The sequence below is a fragment of the Acidovorax sp. CCYZU-2555 genome, assembly GCF_018413525.1.
In the GTDB taxonomy this organism is placed as follows: Bacteria; Pseudomonadota; Gammaproteobacteria; order Burkholderiales; family Burkholderiaceae_C; genus Comamonas.
Genome location: NZ_JAHCDD010000018.1, coordinates 60,539 through 79,856, shown reverse-complemented (window position 1 = coordinate 79,856; position 19,318 = coordinate 60,539). Strand labels below are relative to the sequence as shown.

General features: G+C 67.6%; 17 protein-coding genes, 1 tRNA gene and 1 riboswitch. Of the genes, 12 read left to right on the top strand and 6 right to left on the bottom strand.

The annotated features are described in order from the left end of the window. The first annotated feature begins 175 nt into the window (after positions 1–175). From KHY18_RS08840 to cobJ, 6 genes are all read left to right on the top strand, one after another. Positions 176–1,159, top strand: a complete 984-nt coding sequence (locus KHY18_RS08840; RefSeq protein WP_213298180.1) for a Bug family tripartite tricarboxylate transporter substrate binding protein — start codon at positions 176–178, stop codon at positions 1,157–1,159. Next, positions 1,156–2,355, top strand: coding sequence for a M20 aminoacylase family protein (locus tag KHY18_RS08835; RefSeq protein ID WP_213298177.1), 1,200 nt, complete (start codon positions 1,156–1,158; stop codon positions 2,353–2,355). The genes KHY18_RS08840 and KHY18_RS08835 overlap by 4 nt, the downstream gene beginning before the upstream one ends. A gap of 66 nt (positions 2,356–2,421) precedes the next feature. Beyond that, a riboswitch (cobalamin riboswitch) is annotated at positions 2,422–2,658 on the top strand. 225 nt (positions 2,659–2,883) lie between these two features. Beyond that, a complete protein-coding gene (locus KHY18_RS08830) occupies positions 2,884–4,131 on the top strand; it encodes a ferredoxin-like domain-containing protein (protein ID WP_213298174.1) in 1,248 nt (415 codons plus the stop codon). Beyond that, positions 4,115–4,744 (top strand): precorrin-8X methylmutase, encoded by a 630-nt coding sequence (locus KHY18_RS08825; RefSeq protein ID WP_213298171.1) that lies wholly within the window; start codon positions 4,115–4,117, stop codon positions 4,742–4,744. Before KHY18_RS08830 ends, KHY18_RS08825 begins: the two co-directional genes overlap by 17 nt. Positions 4,745–4,754: 10 nt before the next feature. Continuing rightward, the gene (gene cobI / locus KHY18_RS08820; RefSeq protein ID WP_213298169.1) at positions 4,755–5,495 is read left to right on the top strand and encodes a precorrin-2 C(20)-methyltransferase; all 741 of its coding nucleotides are present in this window, start codon (positions 4,755–4,757) and stop codon (positions 5,493–5,495) included. Between the two features lie 10 nt (positions 5,496–5,505). Further along, the gene (gene cobJ / locus KHY18_RS08815; protein ID WP_213298166.1) at positions 5,506–6,288 is read left to right on the top strand and encodes a precorrin-3B C(17)-methyltransferase; all 783 of its coding nucleotides are present in this window, start codon (positions 5,506–5,508) and stop codon (positions 6,286–6,288) included. A gap of 4 nt (positions 6,289–6,292) precedes the next feature. Here the strand turns inward: cobJ and KHY18_RS08810 are convergent, their stop codons facing one another. Continuing rightward, complete coding sequence (locus KHY18_RS08810; RefSeq protein ID WP_502768575.1) at positions 6,293–7,039, bottom strand: cobalt-precorrin-6A reductase; 747 nt, start codon at positions 7,037–7,039, stop codon at positions 6,293–6,295. Between KHY18_RS08810 and cbiE the strand changes: the two genes are divergently transcribed. The 5 genes from cbiE to KHY18_RS08785 all read left to right on the top strand — a co-directional run bounded on the left by cbiE (position 7,038) and on the right by KHY18_RS08785 (position 12,802). Next, entirely contained in the window at positions 7,038–8,231 is a 1,194-nt protein-coding gene (cbiE, locus tag KHY18_RS08805; protein ID WP_213298160.1) for a precorrin-6y C5,15-methyltransferase (decarboxylating) subunit CbiE, read from the top strand. The genes KHY18_RS08810 and cbiE overlap by 2 nt on opposite strands. Continuing rightward, entirely contained in the window at positions 8,228–8,668 is a 441-nt protein-coding gene (locus KHY18_RS08800; RefSeq protein ID WP_213298157.1) for a cobalamin biosynthesis protein, read from the top strand. The genes cbiE and KHY18_RS08800 overlap by 4 nt, the downstream gene beginning before the upstream one ends. After that, positions 8,665–9,459, top strand: a complete 795-nt coding sequence (gene cobM, locus KHY18_RS08795) for a precorrin-4 C(11)-methyltransferase (RefSeq protein ID WP_213298154.1) — start codon at positions 8,665–8,667, stop codon at positions 9,457–9,459. The genes KHY18_RS08800 and cobM overlap by 4 nt, the downstream gene beginning before the upstream one ends. Next, entirely contained in the window at positions 9,459–10,217 is a 759-nt protein-coding gene (gene cobF / locus KHY18_RS08790) for a precorrin-6A synthase (deacetylating) (protein WP_213298151.1), read from the top strand. The genes cobM and cobF overlap by 1 nt, the downstream gene beginning before the upstream one ends. Positions 10,218–10,384: 167 nt before the next feature. After that, positions 10,385–12,802: a hybrid sensor histidine kinase/response regulator gene (locus KHY18_RS08785; RefSeq protein ID WP_213298148.1), complete on the top strand. Its 2,418-nt coding sequence runs from the start codon at positions 10,385–10,387 to the stop codon at positions 12,800–12,802. A 22-nt stretch (positions 12,803–12,824) separates the two neighbouring features. On the opposite strand, the gene KHY18_RS08780 is transcribed toward KHY18_RS08785, so the two are convergent. The 4 genes from KHY18_RS08780 to KHY18_RS08765 all read right to left on the bottom strand — a co-directional run bounded on the left by KHY18_RS08780 (position 12,825) and on the right by KHY18_RS08765 (position 17,757). Continuing rightward, positions 12,825–13,703 carry an alpha/beta hydrolase gene (locus KHY18_RS08780; protein ID WP_213298145.1) on the bottom strand — a complete coding sequence of 293 codons (879 nt, stop codon included), beginning with the start codon at positions 13,701–13,703 and terminating at the stop codon, positions 12,825–12,827. A gap of 10 nt (positions 13,704–13,713) precedes the next feature. After that, on the bottom strand, positions 13,714–16,179 hold the full coding sequence (locus KHY18_RS08775) for a TonB-dependent siderophore receptor (RefSeq protein ID WP_213298142.1): 2,466 nt from the start codon (positions 16,177–16,179) through the stop codon (positions 13,714–13,716). A 121-nt stretch (positions 16,180–16,300) separates the two neighbouring features. Next, positions 16,301–17,257, bottom strand: a complete 957-nt coding sequence (locus KHY18_RS08770; RefSeq protein ID WP_213298139.1) for a FecR domain-containing protein — start codon at positions 17,255–17,257, stop codon at positions 16,301–16,303. After that, entirely contained in the window at positions 17,254–17,757 is a 504-nt protein-coding gene (locus KHY18_RS08765; protein ID WP_213298136.1) for a sigma-70 family RNA polymerase sigma factor, read from the bottom strand. The genes KHY18_RS08770 and KHY18_RS08765 overlap by 4 nt, the downstream gene beginning before the upstream one ends. A 193-nt stretch (positions 17,758–17,950) precedes the next feature. Between KHY18_RS08765 and KHY18_RS08760 the strand changes: the two genes are divergently transcribed. Then, positions 17,951–19,120, top strand: a complete 1,170-nt coding sequence (locus KHY18_RS08760; protein ID WP_213298133.1) for a DUF697 domain-containing protein — start codon at positions 17,951–17,953, stop codon at positions 19,118–19,120. Between the two features lie 106 nt (positions 19,121–19,226). Here the strand turns inward: KHY18_RS08760 and KHY18_RS08755 are convergent. After that, a tRNA-Ser gene (locus tag KHY18_RS08755) sits at positions 19,227–19,314 on the bottom strand. Positions 19,315–19,318 lie beyond the last annotated feature (4 nt).

The following is a 19,318-nucleotide window of genomic DNA, read 5'->3' as shown; positions in this document are numbered from 1 at the left end:
CACGGCGAAAACTGCCCTGGCGGCAGACCGCCAGAAACGCATGCAATTCGACCAGGGAAGGAGAGTGGATCTTCATGATGAGGGCTATTACATTATGTCATCGCCTCTGATCAAATTGTCGTTTGTCGGCGCTGGCCGGCGTTCGTAATATCGCGCCTTCTTCATTGAGGCAAACATGCACTTCAACAGACGCGAATTCGTAAGCCTGGCCGCGGCCGGAACCCTGGCGCCGCTGGCGGCTGCGAATGCCCAGGCCGTATATCCCGCCAAGCCCATCACCCTGGTCGTGCCGTTCACGCCCGGCGGTTCGGTCGACAACTCGGGCCGGCTGATGGCCGACCGCCTGAGCCGCGAGCTGGGCGTTCCCGTGCTGGTCGACAACAAGGGCGGCGCGGGCGGTGCGATGGGTTCTGTCTACGTGGCCAAGGCCAAGCCCGACGGCTATACGCTGATCGTCACCTCGCAAAGCACGCATGTGGTGAACCCTGCGGTGAACCCCAATCTGCCGTACGACGCGGTCAAGGACTTCGCGCCGATCACGCTGATCGACCGCCTGGCCAACGTGCTGCTGGTCAATGCCGATCTGCCGGTGCGCACCTTCGCCGAACTCGTGAGCTACGCCCAGGCCAACCCCGGCAAGCTGAACTACGCGAGCGCGGGCACGGGTTCGGTCTCGCACCTGAGCATGGAGCTGATGAAGAACCAGGCCAAGCTGCCGATGACGCATATTCCCTACCGCGGTTCGGGCGTGGCGCTCAGCGATCTGCTCGCCGGCCAGGTGCAGCTCACCTGGAACAATCTGTCGTCGAATCTCGCCAACATCCGCAACGGCAAGCTGCGCGCGCTGGCCGTGGCCGCGCCGCAGCGCGTGTCGCAACTGCCCGACGTGCCCACGTTCGCCGAACTCAAGCTGCCCGATCTGAACCTGACTTCGTGGACCGGCCTGGCCGCGCCCGCCAACACGCCCGCGCCCATCATCGAGCGCCTGTACCGCGCCACGCGCAAGGTGCTGCAGGACCCCGCGACGCGCGCCACCTGGGTGGACAAGGGCATGATGGTGCCCGAGGACGTGTCGCCCCAGGCCTACCAGGCCGAGATCGTCGAGCGCATCAAGTTCTACCAACGCATCGCCAAGGCCAACAACATCGTTCTCGAATGACCGACTCCCTCGCACGCTCCGGCGACTACACGCGCGTCGCCCAGTTCCTGCCCTACGAGCAGGAACTGGTGGGCATACGCCGCCATCTGCACCGCAACCCCGAGCTGGCGTTCGCCGAACACGGCACGTCGGACTTCATCGCGGCCAAGCTGCAGGAGTGGGGCTACGAAGTCACGCGCGGCCTGGGCGGAACGGGCCTGGTCGGCACGCTGCGCCTGGGCGAGGGCACGCGCCGCCTGGGCATTCGCGCCGACATGGACGCGCTGCCCATCCAGGAGGCCACGGGCGCCGAACACGCGAGCTGCGTTGCGGGCCGCATGCATGCCTGCGGCCATGACGGTCACATGACCATGCTGCTGGGCGCGGCCAAGTACCTCGCGCGCCACCGCAACTTCAACGGCAGCCTGCACCTGATCTTCCAGCCCGCCGAAGAGCGCGGCTTCGACAGCGGCGGCAAGGCCATGGTCGACGAAGGCCTGTTCGAGCGCTTTCCCTGCGACGCGGTCTATGCGATGCACAACCACCCGGGCATGCCCCAGGGGCGCTTCATGCTGCGCAGCGGCGCCTTCATGGCCGCGGGCGACCGGGTGTTCGTGAAGATCTCCGGCGTGGGCGGCCATGCGGCCAGACCCCATCTCGCGGTCGATCCGCTGGTCGCGGCCTCGGCCATCGTCATGAGCCTGCAGACCGTGGTGGCGCGCAATGTGGACCCCGCGGAATCGGCCGTGGTGACCGTGGGCCGGCTGCGCGCGGGCGACGCGCTCAACGTCATTCCTGACCATGCCGAAATCGGCATCAGCGTGCGTTCGTTCTCGCCCGAAATGCGCGCCCTGCTCAAGGAGCGCATCTGCGCGCTGATCAGCGGCGTGGCCGACGCCCATGGCTGCCGCGCCGAGATCGACTATGTCGAAGGCTATCCCGTGGTCGTCAACGACGCCGACGCGGTGGCGCTGGCGGCCGAGGTGGCGACCGATCTGGTGGGTGCCGAGGCGGTGGACTGCGAATTTCCGCGCCTCATGGGCAGCGAAGACTTCGCCTACATGCTGCAGCGCTGCCCGGGCGCGCTGGTGCGCATAGGCAACGGCCCGGCCGAAGGCGGGCGCGGCCTGCACAACCCCAAGTACGACTTCAACGACGTCAACCTGCCTTACGGCGCGGCGTTCTGGAGCCAGCTCGCCGAGCGCTTTCTGCGCTGACGGCAATGCACCGGCTTGTCGCCGGGGCGATCCGGCGCCGGCTTCGGCGCGCGATGACATAGCGTAAGATTCGCCCCGATCACAGGTGTTTCATGGCGCGCCGCGCGCCAGAAATGAAACGGGAAGCAGGTGCGTGGACCCTCCACAAAGCCTGCACTGCACCCGCAACGGTAATCAGAGAGTCTGGATGCACGCCAGGGCCTGAGGCCCTGGCCGCCACTGCGCAAGCGGGAAGGCGTGTCCGGGCGTGCGCCCGCCGGGCTGCGCTCTGTGAGTCCGGAGACCGGCCTGATGGGAACAAGGCCGCAGCGGGAGTGCATGGGGCTTGGCGCATGGCTGCGCGTGCAGCCGCGCCTTGCATTTCTCACCCCTCTGCACAATTCATTCATCCGGCCCGGGACGCGGCCAGACTGACGATTGATTCTGCATGCAGCAAGCATCTGGCGATCTGCCCGCAAGGGTGGGGCGGTGCCTGAGGGGCTCCCTGGCCGCGCCGCTGCATGTCCGTCTTTTGGCGGCCGGGCAGCGATGACCGACTCGATCAAGATCCAGGGCTGGTGCCCGACCGCCTGGCAGCCCATGCGCGCCCAGGACGGCTGGATGGTGCGCGTGCGCCCGCATTGCGCTTCTCTCAGCGTCGCGCAATGGCGCGTGCTCGCCGATCTTGCACTCAAACATGCCCATCCCCAGATCGAGCTGACGCGGCTGGGCAATGTGCAGCTGCGCGGCGTGAGCCAGGCACAGCTGGACGGCGTGCGCGCGCAGCTGATCGCCGCCGGCCTGGTGCCCGAAGATGCCGATGCCGATCTCGCGCCGGCCGTGCATTGCACGCCGCTGTATCGCCGCAATGACGCGACCCAGGCGCTGGCGCAGTTGCTGGCGCGCGCGGCCGTGCAGCGCCTGAGCCCGCAGGCGCTGGCGCGCCGGGGCATGGCGGCGCTGCCCAGCAAGTTCGGCCTGCTGGTCGACGACCCGGCACGGCGCATGCAGGCCATGGGCGCCGACCTGCAGCTGTGGGTGAGCGCGGACCAGGGCTATGGATTGGCGCTCGCAGACTCCACGCAAGCGTATCGCTTTGCGCACCCGGAAGAGGCCGTGGACGCCGCGGTCGAGATTGCGGCGTGGTTTGCGGCCGAGCGCACGACGCTCGTTCCCGCGCCCACGCGTTTGCGCGCTCTGCTCGCGCAGCGAACGCCGCAGCTGCCTGCATTGCAGACAGCGCCGCTGATCGCGGCCGATGCAAGCGGCGGTGCAGCGCTGGCACCCGGCCTGCATTCGGACCATGGCCGCATCATCGGCGCGCCGCTGGGCCGCATCGCCGCGGCGGCAATGCATGAACTGGCAATGCAGCTGCCCGCGGACGCCGAGATCCGCGTCACGCCCTGGCGTTCGCTGCTGCTGCCGTATGACGCCGTGGTGGCGCTCGATGCCGCGCATTGGATCACCGCGCCCGACGATGTGCGCCTGCGGGTTTCGGCCTGCACCGGCGCGCCGCGCTGCGCCCAGGGCCATGCGCCGGCCCAGACGCTGGCCTTGTCGCTGGCCGCGCAAGTGCCGCCGCACACCCACCTTCATGTCAGCGGCTGCGCCAAGTTCTGTGCGCTGTCGGCCGATGCGACGGCGCTGCTCGTCGCGCGCCTGGACGCAGGCGGTGCGCCGCGGCTGGCCCTGGGCCGCGCAGACCAGCGCAACGCCGCTGACACTCCGATTTCCTGGCCGGCGGCGAGCGACGCGCCGGCAAACATAAAAAAACTATTACATGACCTATACCTATGAGATGCGCGGTGACGAGATCTACCGCCAGTCGTTCAGCATCATCCGCAGCGAAGCCGATCTGGCGCGCTTCACGCCGCTCGAAGAGCGCGTCGCCTGCCGCATGATCCATGCCGCAGGCATGGTGGAGCTGGCCGCGCATATCCATTTCTCGCCCGATTTCGCCCAGGCCGCGGAAGCCGCCTTGCAGCGCGGCGCGCCCATCCTGTGCGATGCGCGCATGGTCAGCGAAGGCATCACGCGCAAGCGCCTGCCGGCCGACAACGCCATCATCTGCACCCTGCAGGACCCGCGCGTGGTGGGCATGGCCGCTGAAATGGGCAATACGCGCAGCGCCGCGGCGCTCGAACTGTGGCGCGAGCATCTGGATGGCGCCGTGGTCGCGATCGGCAATGCGCCCACGGCCCTGTTCCATCTGCTCAACATGCTCGACGACCCGACCTGTCCGCGGCCCGCGGCCATCATTGGCTGCCCGGTGGGGTTTGTCGGCGCGGCCGAGTCCAAGGACGCGTTGCGCGCCTGGGGCAAGATCCCGTTCGCCATCGTGCAAGGCCGCCTGGGCGGCTCGGCGATCACCGTCGCTGCCGTGAACGCGCTGGCCACGTCGGTCGAGTGAAGGGCCTGCCATGAACCGCGGAAAAATCGTCTGCGTCGGGCTGGGCCCGGGCGACCCCGAAATGATGAGCGTCAAGGCCGACCGGCTGCTGCGCAATGCGCGCCATGTGGCCTACTTCCGCAAGCGCGGCCACCCGGGCAAGGCGCGCCAGCTGGTCGAAGGCATGCTGCACGCCGAAGTCACCGAGTACCCGATGGAGTACCCGCTGACCACCGAGATTCCGCACAACGACCCGCGCTATATCGCGCAGCTGTCGGATTTCTATCTCGACTGGCAGTCGCGGCTGACGGAAATGACGCGCAGCGAGGACGTGATCGTGCTGTGCGAAGGCGACCCGTTCCTCTACGGCTCGTTCATGCACCTGTACGTGCGCCTGCGCCAGGCGGGCGAAGTGCCGGTCGAAGTGCTGGCCGGCATTCCGGGCATGGTCGGCTGCTGGCATGCGACGGGCATTCCCATCACCTGGGGCGACGATGTGCTGAGCGTGCTGCCCGGCACCTTGCCCGACGCGCCGCTGCGCGAACACATGGCGCGCTCCGACGCGCTGGTGATCATGAAAGTCGGCCGGCATCTGGGCCGCATTCGCACGCTGCTGACCGAGCAGGGCAAGCTCGACCAGGCCTGGCTGGTGATCAACGGCACCATGGCCGACCAGCAGGTCATGCGCCTGAGCGAGGCGCCCGAGCGCTGCCCCTATTTCTCCATCGTGATCGTGCACGGCCAGGGCCGGCGCCCGGCCAACGACATGTGAGGCACAGCCGATGAACATTTCCGCAGCCGCGCGCGGCAGCCTGCGCGTCGTGGGCCTGGGCCCGGGCGACGACGCGCTCATGACCGATCAGGTGCGCGCGAGCATTGCCGCGGCCACCGATGCGTTCGGCTATTTCCCGTACATCGAACGCCTGCAAGGCCTGGGCCATCTGCAGCTGCACGCCAGCGACAACCGCGAGGAGCTGGACCGCGCGCGCGCGGCGCTCGATCTCGCGGCCCGCGGCCGCCAGGTGCTGATGCTGTCGTCGGGCGATCCCGGCGTGTTCGCCATGGCCAGCGCGGTCTTTGAAGTGCTGGAAGCGGCGACGCCCGAGCAGCAGCAGCGCTGGGCCGCGGTCGATGTCGAGGTACAGCCCGGCATCACGGCCATGCTGGCCGCGGCCGCGCGCCTGGGCGCGCCGCTGGGCCATGATTTCTGCTGCATCAATCTATCGGACAACCTCAAGCCCGCGGCGGTGATAGAGCTGCGCATACGCCTGGCCGCGCAGGCCGACTTCGCGATGGCGTTCTACAACCCCTGTTCCAAATCACGGCCCGAAGGCTTTGCGCGCGCGCTGCAGGCGTTGAAAGACGAATGCGAGCCCGAGCGCCTGATCTGTTTCGCGCGCAATGTGAGCCGCCCCGACGAGACGCTCAACGTGGTCACGCTGGCCGCGGCCACGCCCGAGATGGCCGACATGCGCACCGTGGTGATCGTCGGCAACAGTTTGACGCGCCAGGTGGGCCGGCATGTCTACACGCCGCGCAGCTACGGGCTGCCCGCCCATGGCTGAGAGTTCAGCGCTGGCTGTCCAGCCACTGCATGGCCTGTTGCGGCGTTTCGCAGCGCGTGCGCGCGGGCAACTGCGGGCGATCGACCATGACCACCGGCAGCCGCAGTTCGCGCGCGGCGGCTATCTTGGCGTAGGTGTCGGCGCCGCCGGCGTTCTTGCTGACGATGGCGGCTATTGCGTGGCGCTGCAGCAGCGCGCGCTCGTCCGCCAGCGCGAACGGCCCGCGCGCGATCAGCAGCTCGTAGCTGGACGCGGGCAGCGGCAAGGTCTCGTCGGTGCGGTCTATGACGCGCAGCACGAAGTGGTGCTGCGCGGCCCGGGGCGCGAACGCGGCCAGCTGCTTGCGGCCTATGGCCAGAAACACGCGTGGCATCTGCGGCGTGAGTGCCTGGGCCGCGGCGTCCATATCGGGCACATGCAGCCACTGGTCGCCGGGCAGGGCCTGCCAGGCCGGGCGCTCCATGGCGAGCAGGGGAATGCCCAGCGCGGCGCAGGCGCTGATCGCATGGCGGCTCATCTGCGCGGCGAACGGGTGGGTGGCGTCGATCACATGGGTGATGCGTTGCGCCTGCAGGTACTGCACCAGGCCGTCGACGCCGCCGAAACCGCCCACGCGCGTGGGCAGGGCCGGCGTGCGCCGCGTGAGCGTGACGCCCGCGTACGAATAGGTGGCGGGCAGGCCCGCGGCCTGCAGCAGCGTGGACAGAACATGGGCATCCAACGTGCCGCCTAAGAGGAGAACCTGTGTCATGGCCAATCCGTGGCTTTCGATAATCGGTATTCATCCATCGGGTCTGGACGCCTTGAGCGCCGCCGCCCGCCGGGATCTGGACGATGCCAGCGTGGTGTTCGGCAGCCCGCGCCACCTGGAACTCGCGCAGGTGGGCGCACGTGGTCGATTGTGGCCTGTGCCGTTCAGCGTCGAGCCCGTGCTGCAACTGCGCGCGACCACGCGCGTCGCCGTGCTGGTGTCGGGCGATCCTTTTCATTTCGGCGCGGGCGCGTCGCTGGCCAGGCATCTGCTGCTGGGCGAGTGGCGCAATCATCCGCAGCCGTCGACATTTTCGTGGATTGCGGGCACGCTGGGCTGGTCGCAGGAGCAGACCCATTGCCTGGGCCTGCATGCGCGCAGCTTTGAACACCTGACGCCGCTGCTGGCCGAAGGTGAGCGCTTCATCTGTCTGCTGCGCGATGGCGCGGCAGCGCAAGCCATTGCGGCCTGGCTGCAGCAGCACGGCTGGGGCGCAAGCCCTCTGTGGCTGGTGTCGCAGGCCGGCAGCGATGCCCAGGCGATTCGCTCGGGCACGGCGCAAGAGCTCGCACTGGGCCTGGCCGAGGCACCGGTCGCAGCGCCCGTGGCCGCGGCTTTTGAAGCGCGCGGCGGCAATGGCTTTGTGCAGGTGCCGGGCCGCGGCATAGACGCTTTCCTGCACGACGGCCAGATCACCAAGAGCCCGGTGCGCGCGATGACGCTGGCGCTGCTGGCGCCGCGCACGGGCGAGCGCCTGTGGGATCTGGGCGCGGGCTCGGGTTCGGTGTCCGTCGAATGGTGCCTCGCGGGCGGCAAGGCCTTGTGCGTGGAGCAGCATGCCGAGCGCGCGGCGCGCATCGCGCGCAACGCTGCGCGCTATGCCGTCGACCTGCAGGTGGTGCAAGGCGATTCGCTGGCGCTGCTGGACACCCTGGCGCCCGCGCCGCAGGCGGTGTTCGTCGGCGGCGGCTTCGACCGCGCGCTGTTCGATGCGCTGCGCGCGCGGCTGCAGGCGCCCTGGCGCCTGGTGGTGAATGCCGTGGCGCTGGAAACGCAGGCGCTGCTGATGGACTTGCACCGCGTGCATGGCGGGCAGCTGCTGCAGCTGCAGTGGAGCGAAGCCGTGCCGCTGGGCCGCATGCAGTCGTGGAACGCGGCGCGGCCCGTGGTGCAGTGGGCGTGGAATCCATGACGCCGCTGTTTGCGGGCTGGGGTTTGCGCGCAACGGCTTCGCAGTCGTCGTTTGCCGACTGCTGGGCCCAGGCCTGCGAACAGCTGGCGCCCGGCGACTGGACTTTCGCGTTGCTGGATTCAAAGCGGCAGACACCGGCCTGGGCCGCATTCCATGCCTGGGCGGCCGCGGCCGTGCCCCAGGCCGCATTGCAGGCCTGGCCCGAAAGCGCCATTGCGCAGATCGCCACGCCTTCGGTGTCACCGCGCCTCATGGACCGCTTTGCGACCGGCAGCGTCAGCGAAGCGCTGGCGCTGCACGCGGCGCGCTGCCATGCCGGCACGCGGGCGCCGCAGATCACGCTGGTGCTGCGCCGCGTCGTGTCCGCGGACCGCCAGGCCACGCTGGCGGTCGCCGCCGGGCCCTCTCAAATTTTGGAAACAGGAGTTCCTTCGTGACCGTTCATTTCATAGGCGCCGGCCCTGGCGCCGCCGACCTCATCACCGTGCGCGGCCGCGATCTGCTCGCGGCCAGCCCGGTCTGCCTGTACGCGGGCTCGCTGGTGCCCACCGAACTGCTGGCGCATTGCCCGCCGGGCGCGCGCCTGGTCAACACCGCGCCGCTGTCGCTCGAAGACATAGTCGCCGAAATGCGCGCCGCCCATGCCCAGGGCCACGATGTGGCGCGCCTGCATTCGGGCGATCTGAGCATCTGGTCGGCCATGGGCGAGCAGCTGCGCTGCCTGCGCGAGCACGAGATTCCCTACACGGTCACGCCCGGCGTGCCGTCGTTCAGCGCCGCGGCCGCGGCGCTGGAGGCGGAGCTGACGCTGCCGGGCTCGTGCCAGTCGGTGGTGCTCACGCGCACTTCGGGCCGTGCCTCGAGCATGCCCAGCGGCGAGACGCTCGCGGCCTTCGCGGCCACGGGCGCGGTGCTGGCGATCCACCTGTCGGTGCACATGGCCGAGGAAGTGCAGCGCGAACTGCTGGCCCATTACGGCGCCGATTGCCCGGCCGCCATCGTGTGGCGCGCATCGTGGCCCGACGAGCTGGTCGTGCGCACGCGCGTCGACGAGATTGCCGCGGCCGCCCAGGCCAATGCCTTGCAGCGCAGCGCCTTGATTCTCGTGGGCCGCACGCTGAGCCAGGAAGGCTTCGGTCTGAGCCGGCTCTACGCCAACGACTACGACCGGCGCTACCGCCCGCGCGGCGACGAGCCGCGCTTTCCGGCCGGCAACGAGGGCGGCTGATGCTGGAGCTGTTTCTGATCGGCATAGGCACGGGCAACCCCGATCACATCACGCGCGAGGCGGAAAACGCCATTCTCGGCGCCGATCTGGTGCTGCTGCCGCACAAGGAAGACAACAAGGCCGAACTCGCGCAGGTGCGGCTGGCGCTGCTGCAGCATCTGGGCGTGGGGGGCTACAAGGTGGCCCACTTCGACATGCCGCTGCGCCGCCAGACCGGCGACGACTACGACAACCAGGTCGATGAATGGCATGACGCCATCGCGCGGCGCTGGCAGGCGAGCCTCGCCGCGCATTTGCCGTCGGGAACAGGCCGTGTGGCCTTGCTGGTGTGGGGTGACCCGGCGCTGTACGACAGCACGCTGCGCATCGCGTCACGCCTGGGTCTGCCGCCCGCGCAGGTGCGCGTCGTGCCCGGCATCACCTCGATGCAGGTGCTGTGCAGCGCGCACGGCATTGCGCTCAACGAAATCGGCGCGCCGTTTCTCGTGACCACGGGCCGCCAGCTGCGCGACCACGGCTGGCCGGCTGGCGTCGACACGCTGATCGTGATGCTCGACGGCCAGCGCTCCTATGAGCAGGTGAGCGAGCAGGACGTGGAGATCTATTGGGGCGCGTATCTGGGCATGGCGCAGCAGATCCTGCTGCGCGGCAGGCTCGCGGATGTCGCGGCGCAGATCAGCGCGCGGCGCGCCCAGGCGCGCCAGGCGCATGGCTGGATCATGGATATCTATCTGCTGCGCAGATCGGGCCGCCGCTGAAGCCGGTGTGCTGGCTATCTGCCTGCGCTGGATTCCAGGAAGGCCTATGGCTTATTGACGCGTGCGGGCGGCGCGCGCGGCCTTGCATGGATAATTGTTTTTTTCATGCTGCCAAGAACTTTCATCGGCATCGCCACTTCCGATTCGCCACGCCCTCAGGAAACCCCATGTCCGAACGCCAGCGCGCCACCGAACGCGACTTCGAAGTCATCACGCGGTTCTATGAGGTTGTAAGCTTCTGCGCACGCCAGACCACGGACCGGCCCGAATGCCTCAAGCGACTGCTTGAAGCCGCCAGCGCTCTGGTCAATGCGCATGCCGCGGGCCTGTACGTTTTCAGCCCGCCGTCCGACGAGCCCGATTTCATGGCCTGGAATCTCGATGCGGCCGCCAGCGCGCCGCTGGGAACGCCGGTCGCCGCACAGACGGCGATGGAGGCTGTGGTTTCGCTGCACGATACGTATTTGTATGTGGAAAGCCTCGATGGCGATTTGTCCGCGGCGCCGGTTGCAGACAGCGCTGCCGAGCCATGGCTTGGCGTGGTGCGGCAAGCCGGACTGCAGACGGTCATTGCCATGCCGCTGCGCGATCGCGCGGGCGAACTGCTGGGCATGCTGGCGATGTTCTACCAATGCGAACAGCCGCCCTGCGACATCGAGTTTCGCCTGCTGAAGCTGCTCACGCACCAGATCGGCGACTATCTCGAGCGGCATGCCATTCAGAAAGCCCTGGCCCAGAGCGAGGAGCGGTTTCGCAGTTTTCTGGGTGCGACCTCGGACGTGGTCTACCGTATGGGCCCGGACTGGACCGAGATGCGGCATCTCAAAGGCCAGGCGTTCGTGGCCGACACCCAGGAGCCCACGGCGCGCTGGCTGGACCGTTATGTCCCCGCAGAGGATCAGCCTGAGGTATTGGCGGCCATTCGCCGTGCGCTGGCGCACAAGAGCGTGCTGGAAATCGATCACCGCGTGATCCGTGTCGACGGCAGCATCGGATGGGCGCATTCACGCGCCGTTCCCGTGCTCGATGACAACGGCAAAGTGATCGAATGGTTTGGCGCGGCCAGCGATATCACGTCACGCAAGTGCGCCGAAGAGGCGGTGCGCATCAGCCAGCAGCGCTATCACACGCTGTTCGACTCGATCGACGAAGGTTACTGCGTGATCCGCATGCAGTTCGACGCCAGCGGCAAGGGTCAGGACTACACCTTTCTCGAAGTCAACCAGGCGTTCGAGCGGCATACGGGCATACGGGACGCCGTCGGGCGCTCCATGCGCTCCATCGCGCCCGAGCATGAGGCATGGTGGTTCGAAGTCTATGGTCATATCGCCAAGACCGGTGAATCCCGGCGCTTCGAGCTTCCTGCTGAAGCGCTGCAGCGCCACTACGACGTCTATGCTTTTCGCATAGGCGCGCCCGACGATTGCCAGGTGGCCGTGCTGTTCAGCGATGTCTCGGAGCGCAAGCGCCAGGATGCGCAATTGCGCGAAGTGGACCGGCGCAAGGACGAGTTCCTCGCGATTCTCGCGCATGAGCTGCGCAACCCGCTGGCGCCGGTGCGCAGCGGGCTCAACGTGCTGCAGCTGTCCCAAGGCAATCCGGAGACGGCGGCGCATCTGCTGCCGCTGCTGCAGCGGCAGGTCGACCACATGGTGCGCCTCGTCGACGACCTGCTCGAAGTCTCGCGCATCTCCAGCGGCAAGGTCGAACTGCGGCCCGAGCCCGTGAATCTGTCCGATGTCTTGCGCGGTGCGCTGGAAACCAGCCGGCCCCAGCTCGACGCCGGCCAGCACCGCCTGGTGCTGAGCCTGCCCGGTGAGGCCTTGACCGTACAGGCCGACCCGGTGCGCCTGTCCCAGATCATTTCCAATCTGCTGAACAACGCGGCCAAGTACACCGACCAGGGCGGGCGCATCGTCTTGCGCGCGCAGCGCGACGGCAGCGACGCGCTGATCGTGGTCGAAGACAACGGCCGGGGCATTGCGCAGGACATGCTGCCGCGCATCTTCGACCTGTTCGCCCAATCCCCGCAGACTTCCAACCTGGCGCAGGGCGGCATAGGCGTGGGCCTGACCCTGGTGCGCAGTCTGGTCGAGATGCAGGGCGGGCGGGTCGACGCCCACAGCGACGGGCCGGGAAAGGGCAGCGTGTTCACGGTGCGCCTGCCGCTGCGGGATACGCCCGTCGCCGAAGTGCGGCCCGTGGCCGAGGAGGCGCCGGGCGCGATGGCGCACAAACGCGTGCTGGTGGTCGACGACAACGTCGACGCGGCCGAAGGCCTGCGCATGCTGCTGGAGTTGATGGGGGTGGAGGCGCACGCCGTTTTCGACGGTGTCTCAGGCCTGAGCGCCGTGGCTGAATTCGCGCCCGACATGGTGCTGCTCGACATCGGCATGCCGGGCATGGACGGCTATGAGTTCGCGCGCCGGGTGCGCGCCGAAAACCCCCAATGCCCCACGCTCGTGGCCGTCAGCGGCTGGGGCCAGCAGGACGACCGCAAGCGCTCGCGCGAAGCGGGCATAGACTCGCATCTGGTCAAGCCCGTGGGGCTGGAGGAGTTGGAGAAAATACTGAGAAAAGCATAGGGCAGCGCGCCATTGCCCGTCGTCAGCGCTGCTCGAAGGCGAACCGCAGCACATCGTTGACCGATTGCCCGGGCACGCTGGCATGGGTTTCGTTCGGGTAGCGCTGCAGGCGCACGCGCAGGCCCCGGCCAGACAACCGCTCCAGCCGGTCCGCCAGCAAGCGCACCGATTCCGGATCGCCCGCGGTGTCGCGGTCGCCCGCGATCAGCAGCAGGCGGCTGGTTTGGCCGACTTTTCCGGCCGCCATTTTGTCGCTGAACGCCCGCTCGTCGTCGAGAATGCTTTGCGCATTCCATTCCATCGACGGGCTGGCCGCGACGATGGCCTGGAAGGCCTGCGGGCGTTCGTAGAGCGCGTACAGCGCGAACAAGCCGCCGAACGAATGGCCGAACAGCGATTGCCGATCGGGGTTGACGGCATAGCGCTGCGCGATCTCGGCGCGCAGCTTGCCGGTCATGAAGTCCAGGAACGGCTTGCGCGCGCCGCTCTGGTATTTCGCGTAGGCCCGGGTTTCGGGCGGCGGTGGCTCGCGCAGCTGCGCCGTGTAGTCGTTCATGCGGCGCACGTCCCAGGCCTTGTCGCCGGGGTAGCCTACGCCGACGACGATGGCTTTGCCCACCGGCAGATATTCCTGCACCCAGCGCGCCTGGGCGAACGCGCCGAAATAGGCATTGCCGTCGAGCACGTAGAGCACGGGATAGCCACCGCGTGGCGGCTCGCCGCCCACCGGCGCCGAGACGAAGATCCGGTACATCTCGCCGCTGTCGGACGCCATGTCCCAGACCTGGGTCGAGGGCATCACATAGGGGGCCGCAGGCGCGGTTGCGGGCGCGGGCTGGGCCCAGGCGCTGGCGGCGAACAGCAGCGCCGCGATGGCGGCCCCGAGGCAGATGGTCCTCATCCTGCGTGCCTCAGAAGTCGTGGCGCAGGTTCGCCGTGAACTTGCGTGGCTCGCCGAACGGCGCGTATTCGCGGCCGTAGAGGTGGCGGTAGCTGCGGTCCGTCAGATTGCTGACGGCCAGGCTGACCTGCGTCTTGGGGGTGATGCGGTACTTCGCGTGCAGTCCCAGCAGCACCAGCGTGCCCTGCCTGATGGTCCAGGCCGTGGCACCCGAGCCGCCGGGCTTGTAGGCCTTGCCGCTGGCCGCGACATTGCCGCCTATCGCCCATTGCGTGCCCGGCAACTGGTAGTTGGCCGCGAGGCGCAGGCTGTGGCGCGGTTGCTCGGTCAGGAAGCGCTGGTCCTTTTGCGGCCCTTCGACGTGGAGCGCGCTGGTGTAGGTGTAGCCGGCAGCGATGTTGAGTTCGCGCGTGATCTGGCCGTTGGCGCCCAGGTCCAGGCCCTGGCTCACGACCTTGCCGCTCGCGGTGTAGCAGCGTCCGCCGCAGGCATTGCTGGGATTGTTGGGCACCGAGTCGTCGACGATCGCGCGATTCTGCTGCGCCAGGTGGAAGACGGCCGCGGAGACGTTCAGCCGCCGGTTCAGCAGCTCGCCCTTGACGCCCACTTCGTAGTTCGTGCCGGTGACGGGATCGAGCACCTTGCCATCCTGGCTGCGGTTGGTCTGCGGGCTGAAGATGTCGGAATAGCTCGCATAGGCGGAGTACTGCGAATCGATGTCGTAGATCAGGCCCGCATACGGCGTGACCACGCCGCTCTCGCGCGGTGTGACGGCGCCGGTGACGACGTTGGTGCGCTCGTAGTCGCTCACGCGCAGTCCGGTGATCAGCTTGAGCGCGTCCGTCAGATTCCAGCGTGCCACGCCATAGACCCCGAGATTGCTGGTCTTGGCATGGGCCGATGAGGGCGCGCCGCCCGCGGGCACCGGGCCCAGCGCTTCAGGATTGAAGGTGTTGACATTGATCGGCGTGGCGGACGAGTAGCCCGTGCCCGCGTTCTCGTCGCGGTAGCTCGTGCCGTTGAGGCCCAGCGTCAGTTCGTGCTTGCGCCCCAGCAGCTCGAACGGGCCGGAAGCGTAGATGTCCACCACATTGCTGTGCATCACGGACACATAGTCGCGCTGGCGGCTGCCTATCGACAGGCCGTTGCCGGTGGCGGGGTTGAGGCTGCCCGAGAGACTGCTGAAGTTGCGGATGTCGTTGTTCGTCTTCTGCCACGAATATTTGGCATTGAGGTTCCATTCGCCCGCGAGCTGCTGCGTCAGGCCCACGGTGTACATCGTGTAGTCGCGGATGGAGCGGTGGTCGGCATCGCCCCAGAACGAGTTGCGCGACAGGCCCGCATCGCTGCCGTTGGCCGCGAGCGGCACGCCGAAATGGCCGCGGCTTTCGTCCTTCTGCGTCAGCACGCTGGCGCTGAGCACGGTGCCCGGCGTCAGGTCGGCCTCGACGATGCCATAGAGCGCCTGGCGGTCGCGATACACATAGTCGGTGAACGAATCGCTGGTGTCCGACAGCGCCACCACGCGGCCGCGGACGCGGCCCGAATCGACCAACGCAGCGGAGATGTCGCCCACCACGCGGCGTTCGTTCCACGATCCCACCTGCACTTCTGCCTGGGCCTGGAAGCTGCTGGTCGGGCGCTTGAGCAGCATGTTGACGGTGCCGCCGGGGTTGCCGGAGCCGGACAGCAGGCCGGCTGCGCCCTGCAGCACTTCCACGCGGTCCACGAAGGCGGTGTCATACAGCGGCGAGCGGTTGCCGCTGTCTATGCCTGCGGGCGTGGTCATGCCGTCGACCTGGGCCTGCAGCGCGAAGCCGCGGCTGTAGAAGTAGCTGCCCACACTGCCGCCGTCCATGGCGAAAATGCCGCTCACGGCGCGCAGCGCATCGTCCACCGATGTCATGCCCGCGTCGTCCATCTGCTCGCGCGTGATGACGGTCACGGTCTGCGGCGTTTCGCGCTGCGACAGGTTCATCTTGGTGCTGGTGTTGGAGCTTCTGGCTGCGTAGCTGCCGCTGCCTTCGGTGGTGCCGTTGGGCATGGCCGCGGCGGTGACCGTCACCGCATCCAGCGCGACGCTGGATTGCACGGGCACAGGCGACTTGCGCAGCACATAGGTGGCCCGACCCTGGCTCACCACCTCGTAGCCGCTGCCGCGCAGCAGTTGGGCGAAGCCTTCGCTTTCGGTGTAGCGGCCTTGCAGACCGGCGCTGCGCAGACCGGCCAGCGTCGATTGTTCATAGACCAGCTGTACGCCCGTGGCGGCCGCATATTGCGCCAGCGCATCGGACAGCGGGCCGGGGGCGATGGCATGTGCCGTGGCGCCCGCGGCGGGTTCGGCGGCAATGGCCAGCGGCGCGGCCAGGGTCATGCCCAGGGCGGCACTGCCCAGAGCGGCGCGCATGGCGCCGCTGAGAATGGCAAGCGCAAAGCGTTCGTTGGGCCAGGCGCTGCGTTGGTGTTGGGGTCGCATTGGTTTTCGTCCTTGTATCTGGGCTGGCCTTTGCATCTCAAAGTGCCATTGCTCTGTACACCGAACGAAAGCAAAAAAGTGATCACCTTTGGCGAAAGAATTTTCGCGATGGCTGCTTTTTCTAACGCGGCATCACCGTCACGCTGCCCCGTTCGTGGCGCGCGATGCGCACCGGCAGCGACTGCGCCAGCAGGTCCAGGCTGGCATCGGCGTCTTTCAGCGACACCGCGCCCGAGACCCGCAGTTGCGCCACTTCGGGCGCGCATTGCAGCGCGCCGCCGTGGTAGCGCGCCAGCTCGGTCACCACATCGGTCAGGCGCATGTTCTTGGCGAGCAGCATGCCGCGCTCCCACAGCGCGGCGCTGCTTTGCACCTCGGCGGTCGCGCCTATGTCGACTGCGTTGAAGTCCGCGGCATCGCCTGCGCGCAGCAGCCGGGTCGCACCATCAATGGTCTTGATGCCCACCGCATGCTCGAAGACGGCGACGCGCGTGGTGGCTTCATCGATCCGGCGCACGCTGAAGCGCGTGCCCAGGGCCTGGGCCGTGCCCTGGCGGGTCTGCACCAGAAAAGGCCGGTAGGTGGGCGAGGGGGCGGCATGGGTGGTGACGAGAATCTCGCCTTCAAGCAGCCGTATGCGCCGTTCGCCCGGCGTGAAGCGCACCGCCACGGCGCTGGCTGTGTTGAGCGTGAGCCGCGAGCCGTCGGGCAGCACGATGGAGCGCTGTTCGCCGCGCGCCGTGACTTCGTCGGCCGCCCATTCGCTCCAGCCCAGCTCGCGCCATGCGAGCCAGCTGGCCGGTGCCGCGACGAGCAAGGCGGTCAGCACGCCCAGACTTCTGCGCCGGTTCATCCGCGGCGCGGTGACCAGCGTCTGCTTGCAGACTTCAGGCGGCACCTGCGCAAACGCCCCGAGCATGGCCTGCGCCCGGCCCCAGGCCGCGCCATGCGCGCTGCTTTGCTGGTGCCAGCGGTCGAAAGCGGCTATGTCTTGCGCCGATGGCTTTTCATAGTGCAAGATGATCAGCCAGTCGGCGGCTTCGCTCAGCAAGATCGGGTCGGTGGCAGCGCCGCTCATTGCAGTACGCTCATGCAGCTGACCAGCGCCTTGTGGATATGGCGGCGCACCGTGATCACCGGCATGGACATCTGATCGGAGATCTGCTGCAGCGTTAGACCGTCGAGCTGCGCGAGCAGGAAGATCTTGCGTGTGTTGGGCGCCAGCGCCGCGAGCAGGCGATCGATCTGCAACAAGGCTTCGACAACCAGCAACTGCGCTTCGGGGGAGGGCGCATGCGCTTGCGGAAGGTGGGCAATCGCATCCAGATAGGCCCGCTCCAGTTCGCGCCGGCGCCACAGGTCGATCACCAGTCCCTTGGCCACATGGGTCAGGAACGCGCGCGGCTCCTCGCCCACGGCGGCTTCGCGCGATGACAGCATGAGGCGCACAAACGTGTCATGGGCCAGATCGGCGGCATCGCTCGCGTCCCCGAGGCGGCGCCGCAACCACGACAGCAGCCAGGCGTGGTGATTGGTGTAAAGCGCTTCTATCGGTGAAGCAGATCCGAAGAAGGCCATGCCGTCATGCACCCTCACGTGGTGAAGGTTGATAATTGAGAATCAATCTCAATTATATTCAATTGTAAAGTTGGTGCAAAGCCGGCCGGGGCGGGTTGTTGTCTTCATGCCTACCGGAGCAGCTATCCTTGTGGTGTTTGTCAGCCATCCTGCTGCTGACTGCGCATCGCCAACGCTGCAAAAATTCCATCCCGTGAACAAAGTCTTTGTCAAAGTCCTGGCCGTCGTTTCGGTCGTGGTGGCACTTTATGCAGTGGCCGCCGTCGTCGCCACGTTCACGCAGCTGGCCGCCGCCGCCGATCGCGTCCATCTCGGCGCGGGCCAGCCATTGTTCTGGTCGCTGCTGGCGTTGTTCGGCGCGCTGCTGCTCTATCCGCTGGTACTGCTCTTGCGCCTGCCCAAGGCCATGCAGCCACCCGAAGACGCGTCGTCGCCCGACCACGCTGTCTACAGAGACTGGCTTGAGCGCCATCTCGCCCAGCATCCAGACGCCGCCGTCGCGGCCCTGGCCTCCAGCGGCGATGTTCCTGCGGCCTTGCAGGCATTGAGCGCACGGGCCGATGAGTTCATCCGCGGCACGGCGAGCAATGTCTTCGTCAGCACCGCGCTGCTGCAAAACGGGCGGCTGGACGGGCTGGTGGTGCTGGCGACCCAGCTGCGCCTGATATGGCAGATCGGCGCGCTCTACAACCTGCGTCCCTCGCCGCGCCAACTCTGGTATCTGTACTCCAATGTGGGCGGCGCCATGCTGGTGGCCGCGCAGCTGGAAGAACTCGATTTCACCGAGCTCGCCGGCCCTCTCGTTAGCTCGGTCGTGCCTTCGCTGGCGGCAGCGGTGCCCGGGCTGCAAGGCGTGGGCAACTTGCTGGTCAACAGCCTGGCCAACGGCTCGGCCAATGCCTTCCTGACTTTGCGCGTGGGCCTGATCGCCAAGAGCTACTGCGCTCCGCTGGCAAGGCCTGAACGCGCGGCGGTGCGCAAGAGCGCCACCGTGGCTGCGCTGTCGATGCTGGGCGCGATCACGCAGGAAAAGGGCGGGCAGATCGTGAAGAGCGTATGGGCCGGTGCCGGCAGCGCGGTGGGCAAGGCGGCTGGTGCGGTGGTCGGTGGCGCGAAAAGGGCGACTTCGGCCACCGGCGCGGCGGTGACGGGCGCGGTGTCTTCCGTGGCCGGTGCTGCCGCCGGCGCGTCCAAGGCGGTCGGCAACGCCACGCTGGCCGCCGGTGGCAAGGTGACTGGCGCGGGGCGCAGCATTTCCCACGCCACTTCGGACGTGATCGATTCGACGGCCGGGCTGTTTCAGCGCAAGGAAAAGTTGAACGTGGATCAGCAGTCTGACGCTGCAAAGAAGCCACCCGCGTAAGCGCGGCGCTGCGCAACGAAAAAAGCCAACCGCGCGCGACCATGGTTGGCTTTTTTGGGACCTGGGTCCTGAAATCAATGGTCAGACCCTGATTTCATTGATTTTTTGGCGGAGGCTGTGAGATTCGAACTCACGGACAGTTACCCGTCGGCAGTTTTCAAGACTGCTGGTTTAAACCACTCACCCAAACCTCCGAAG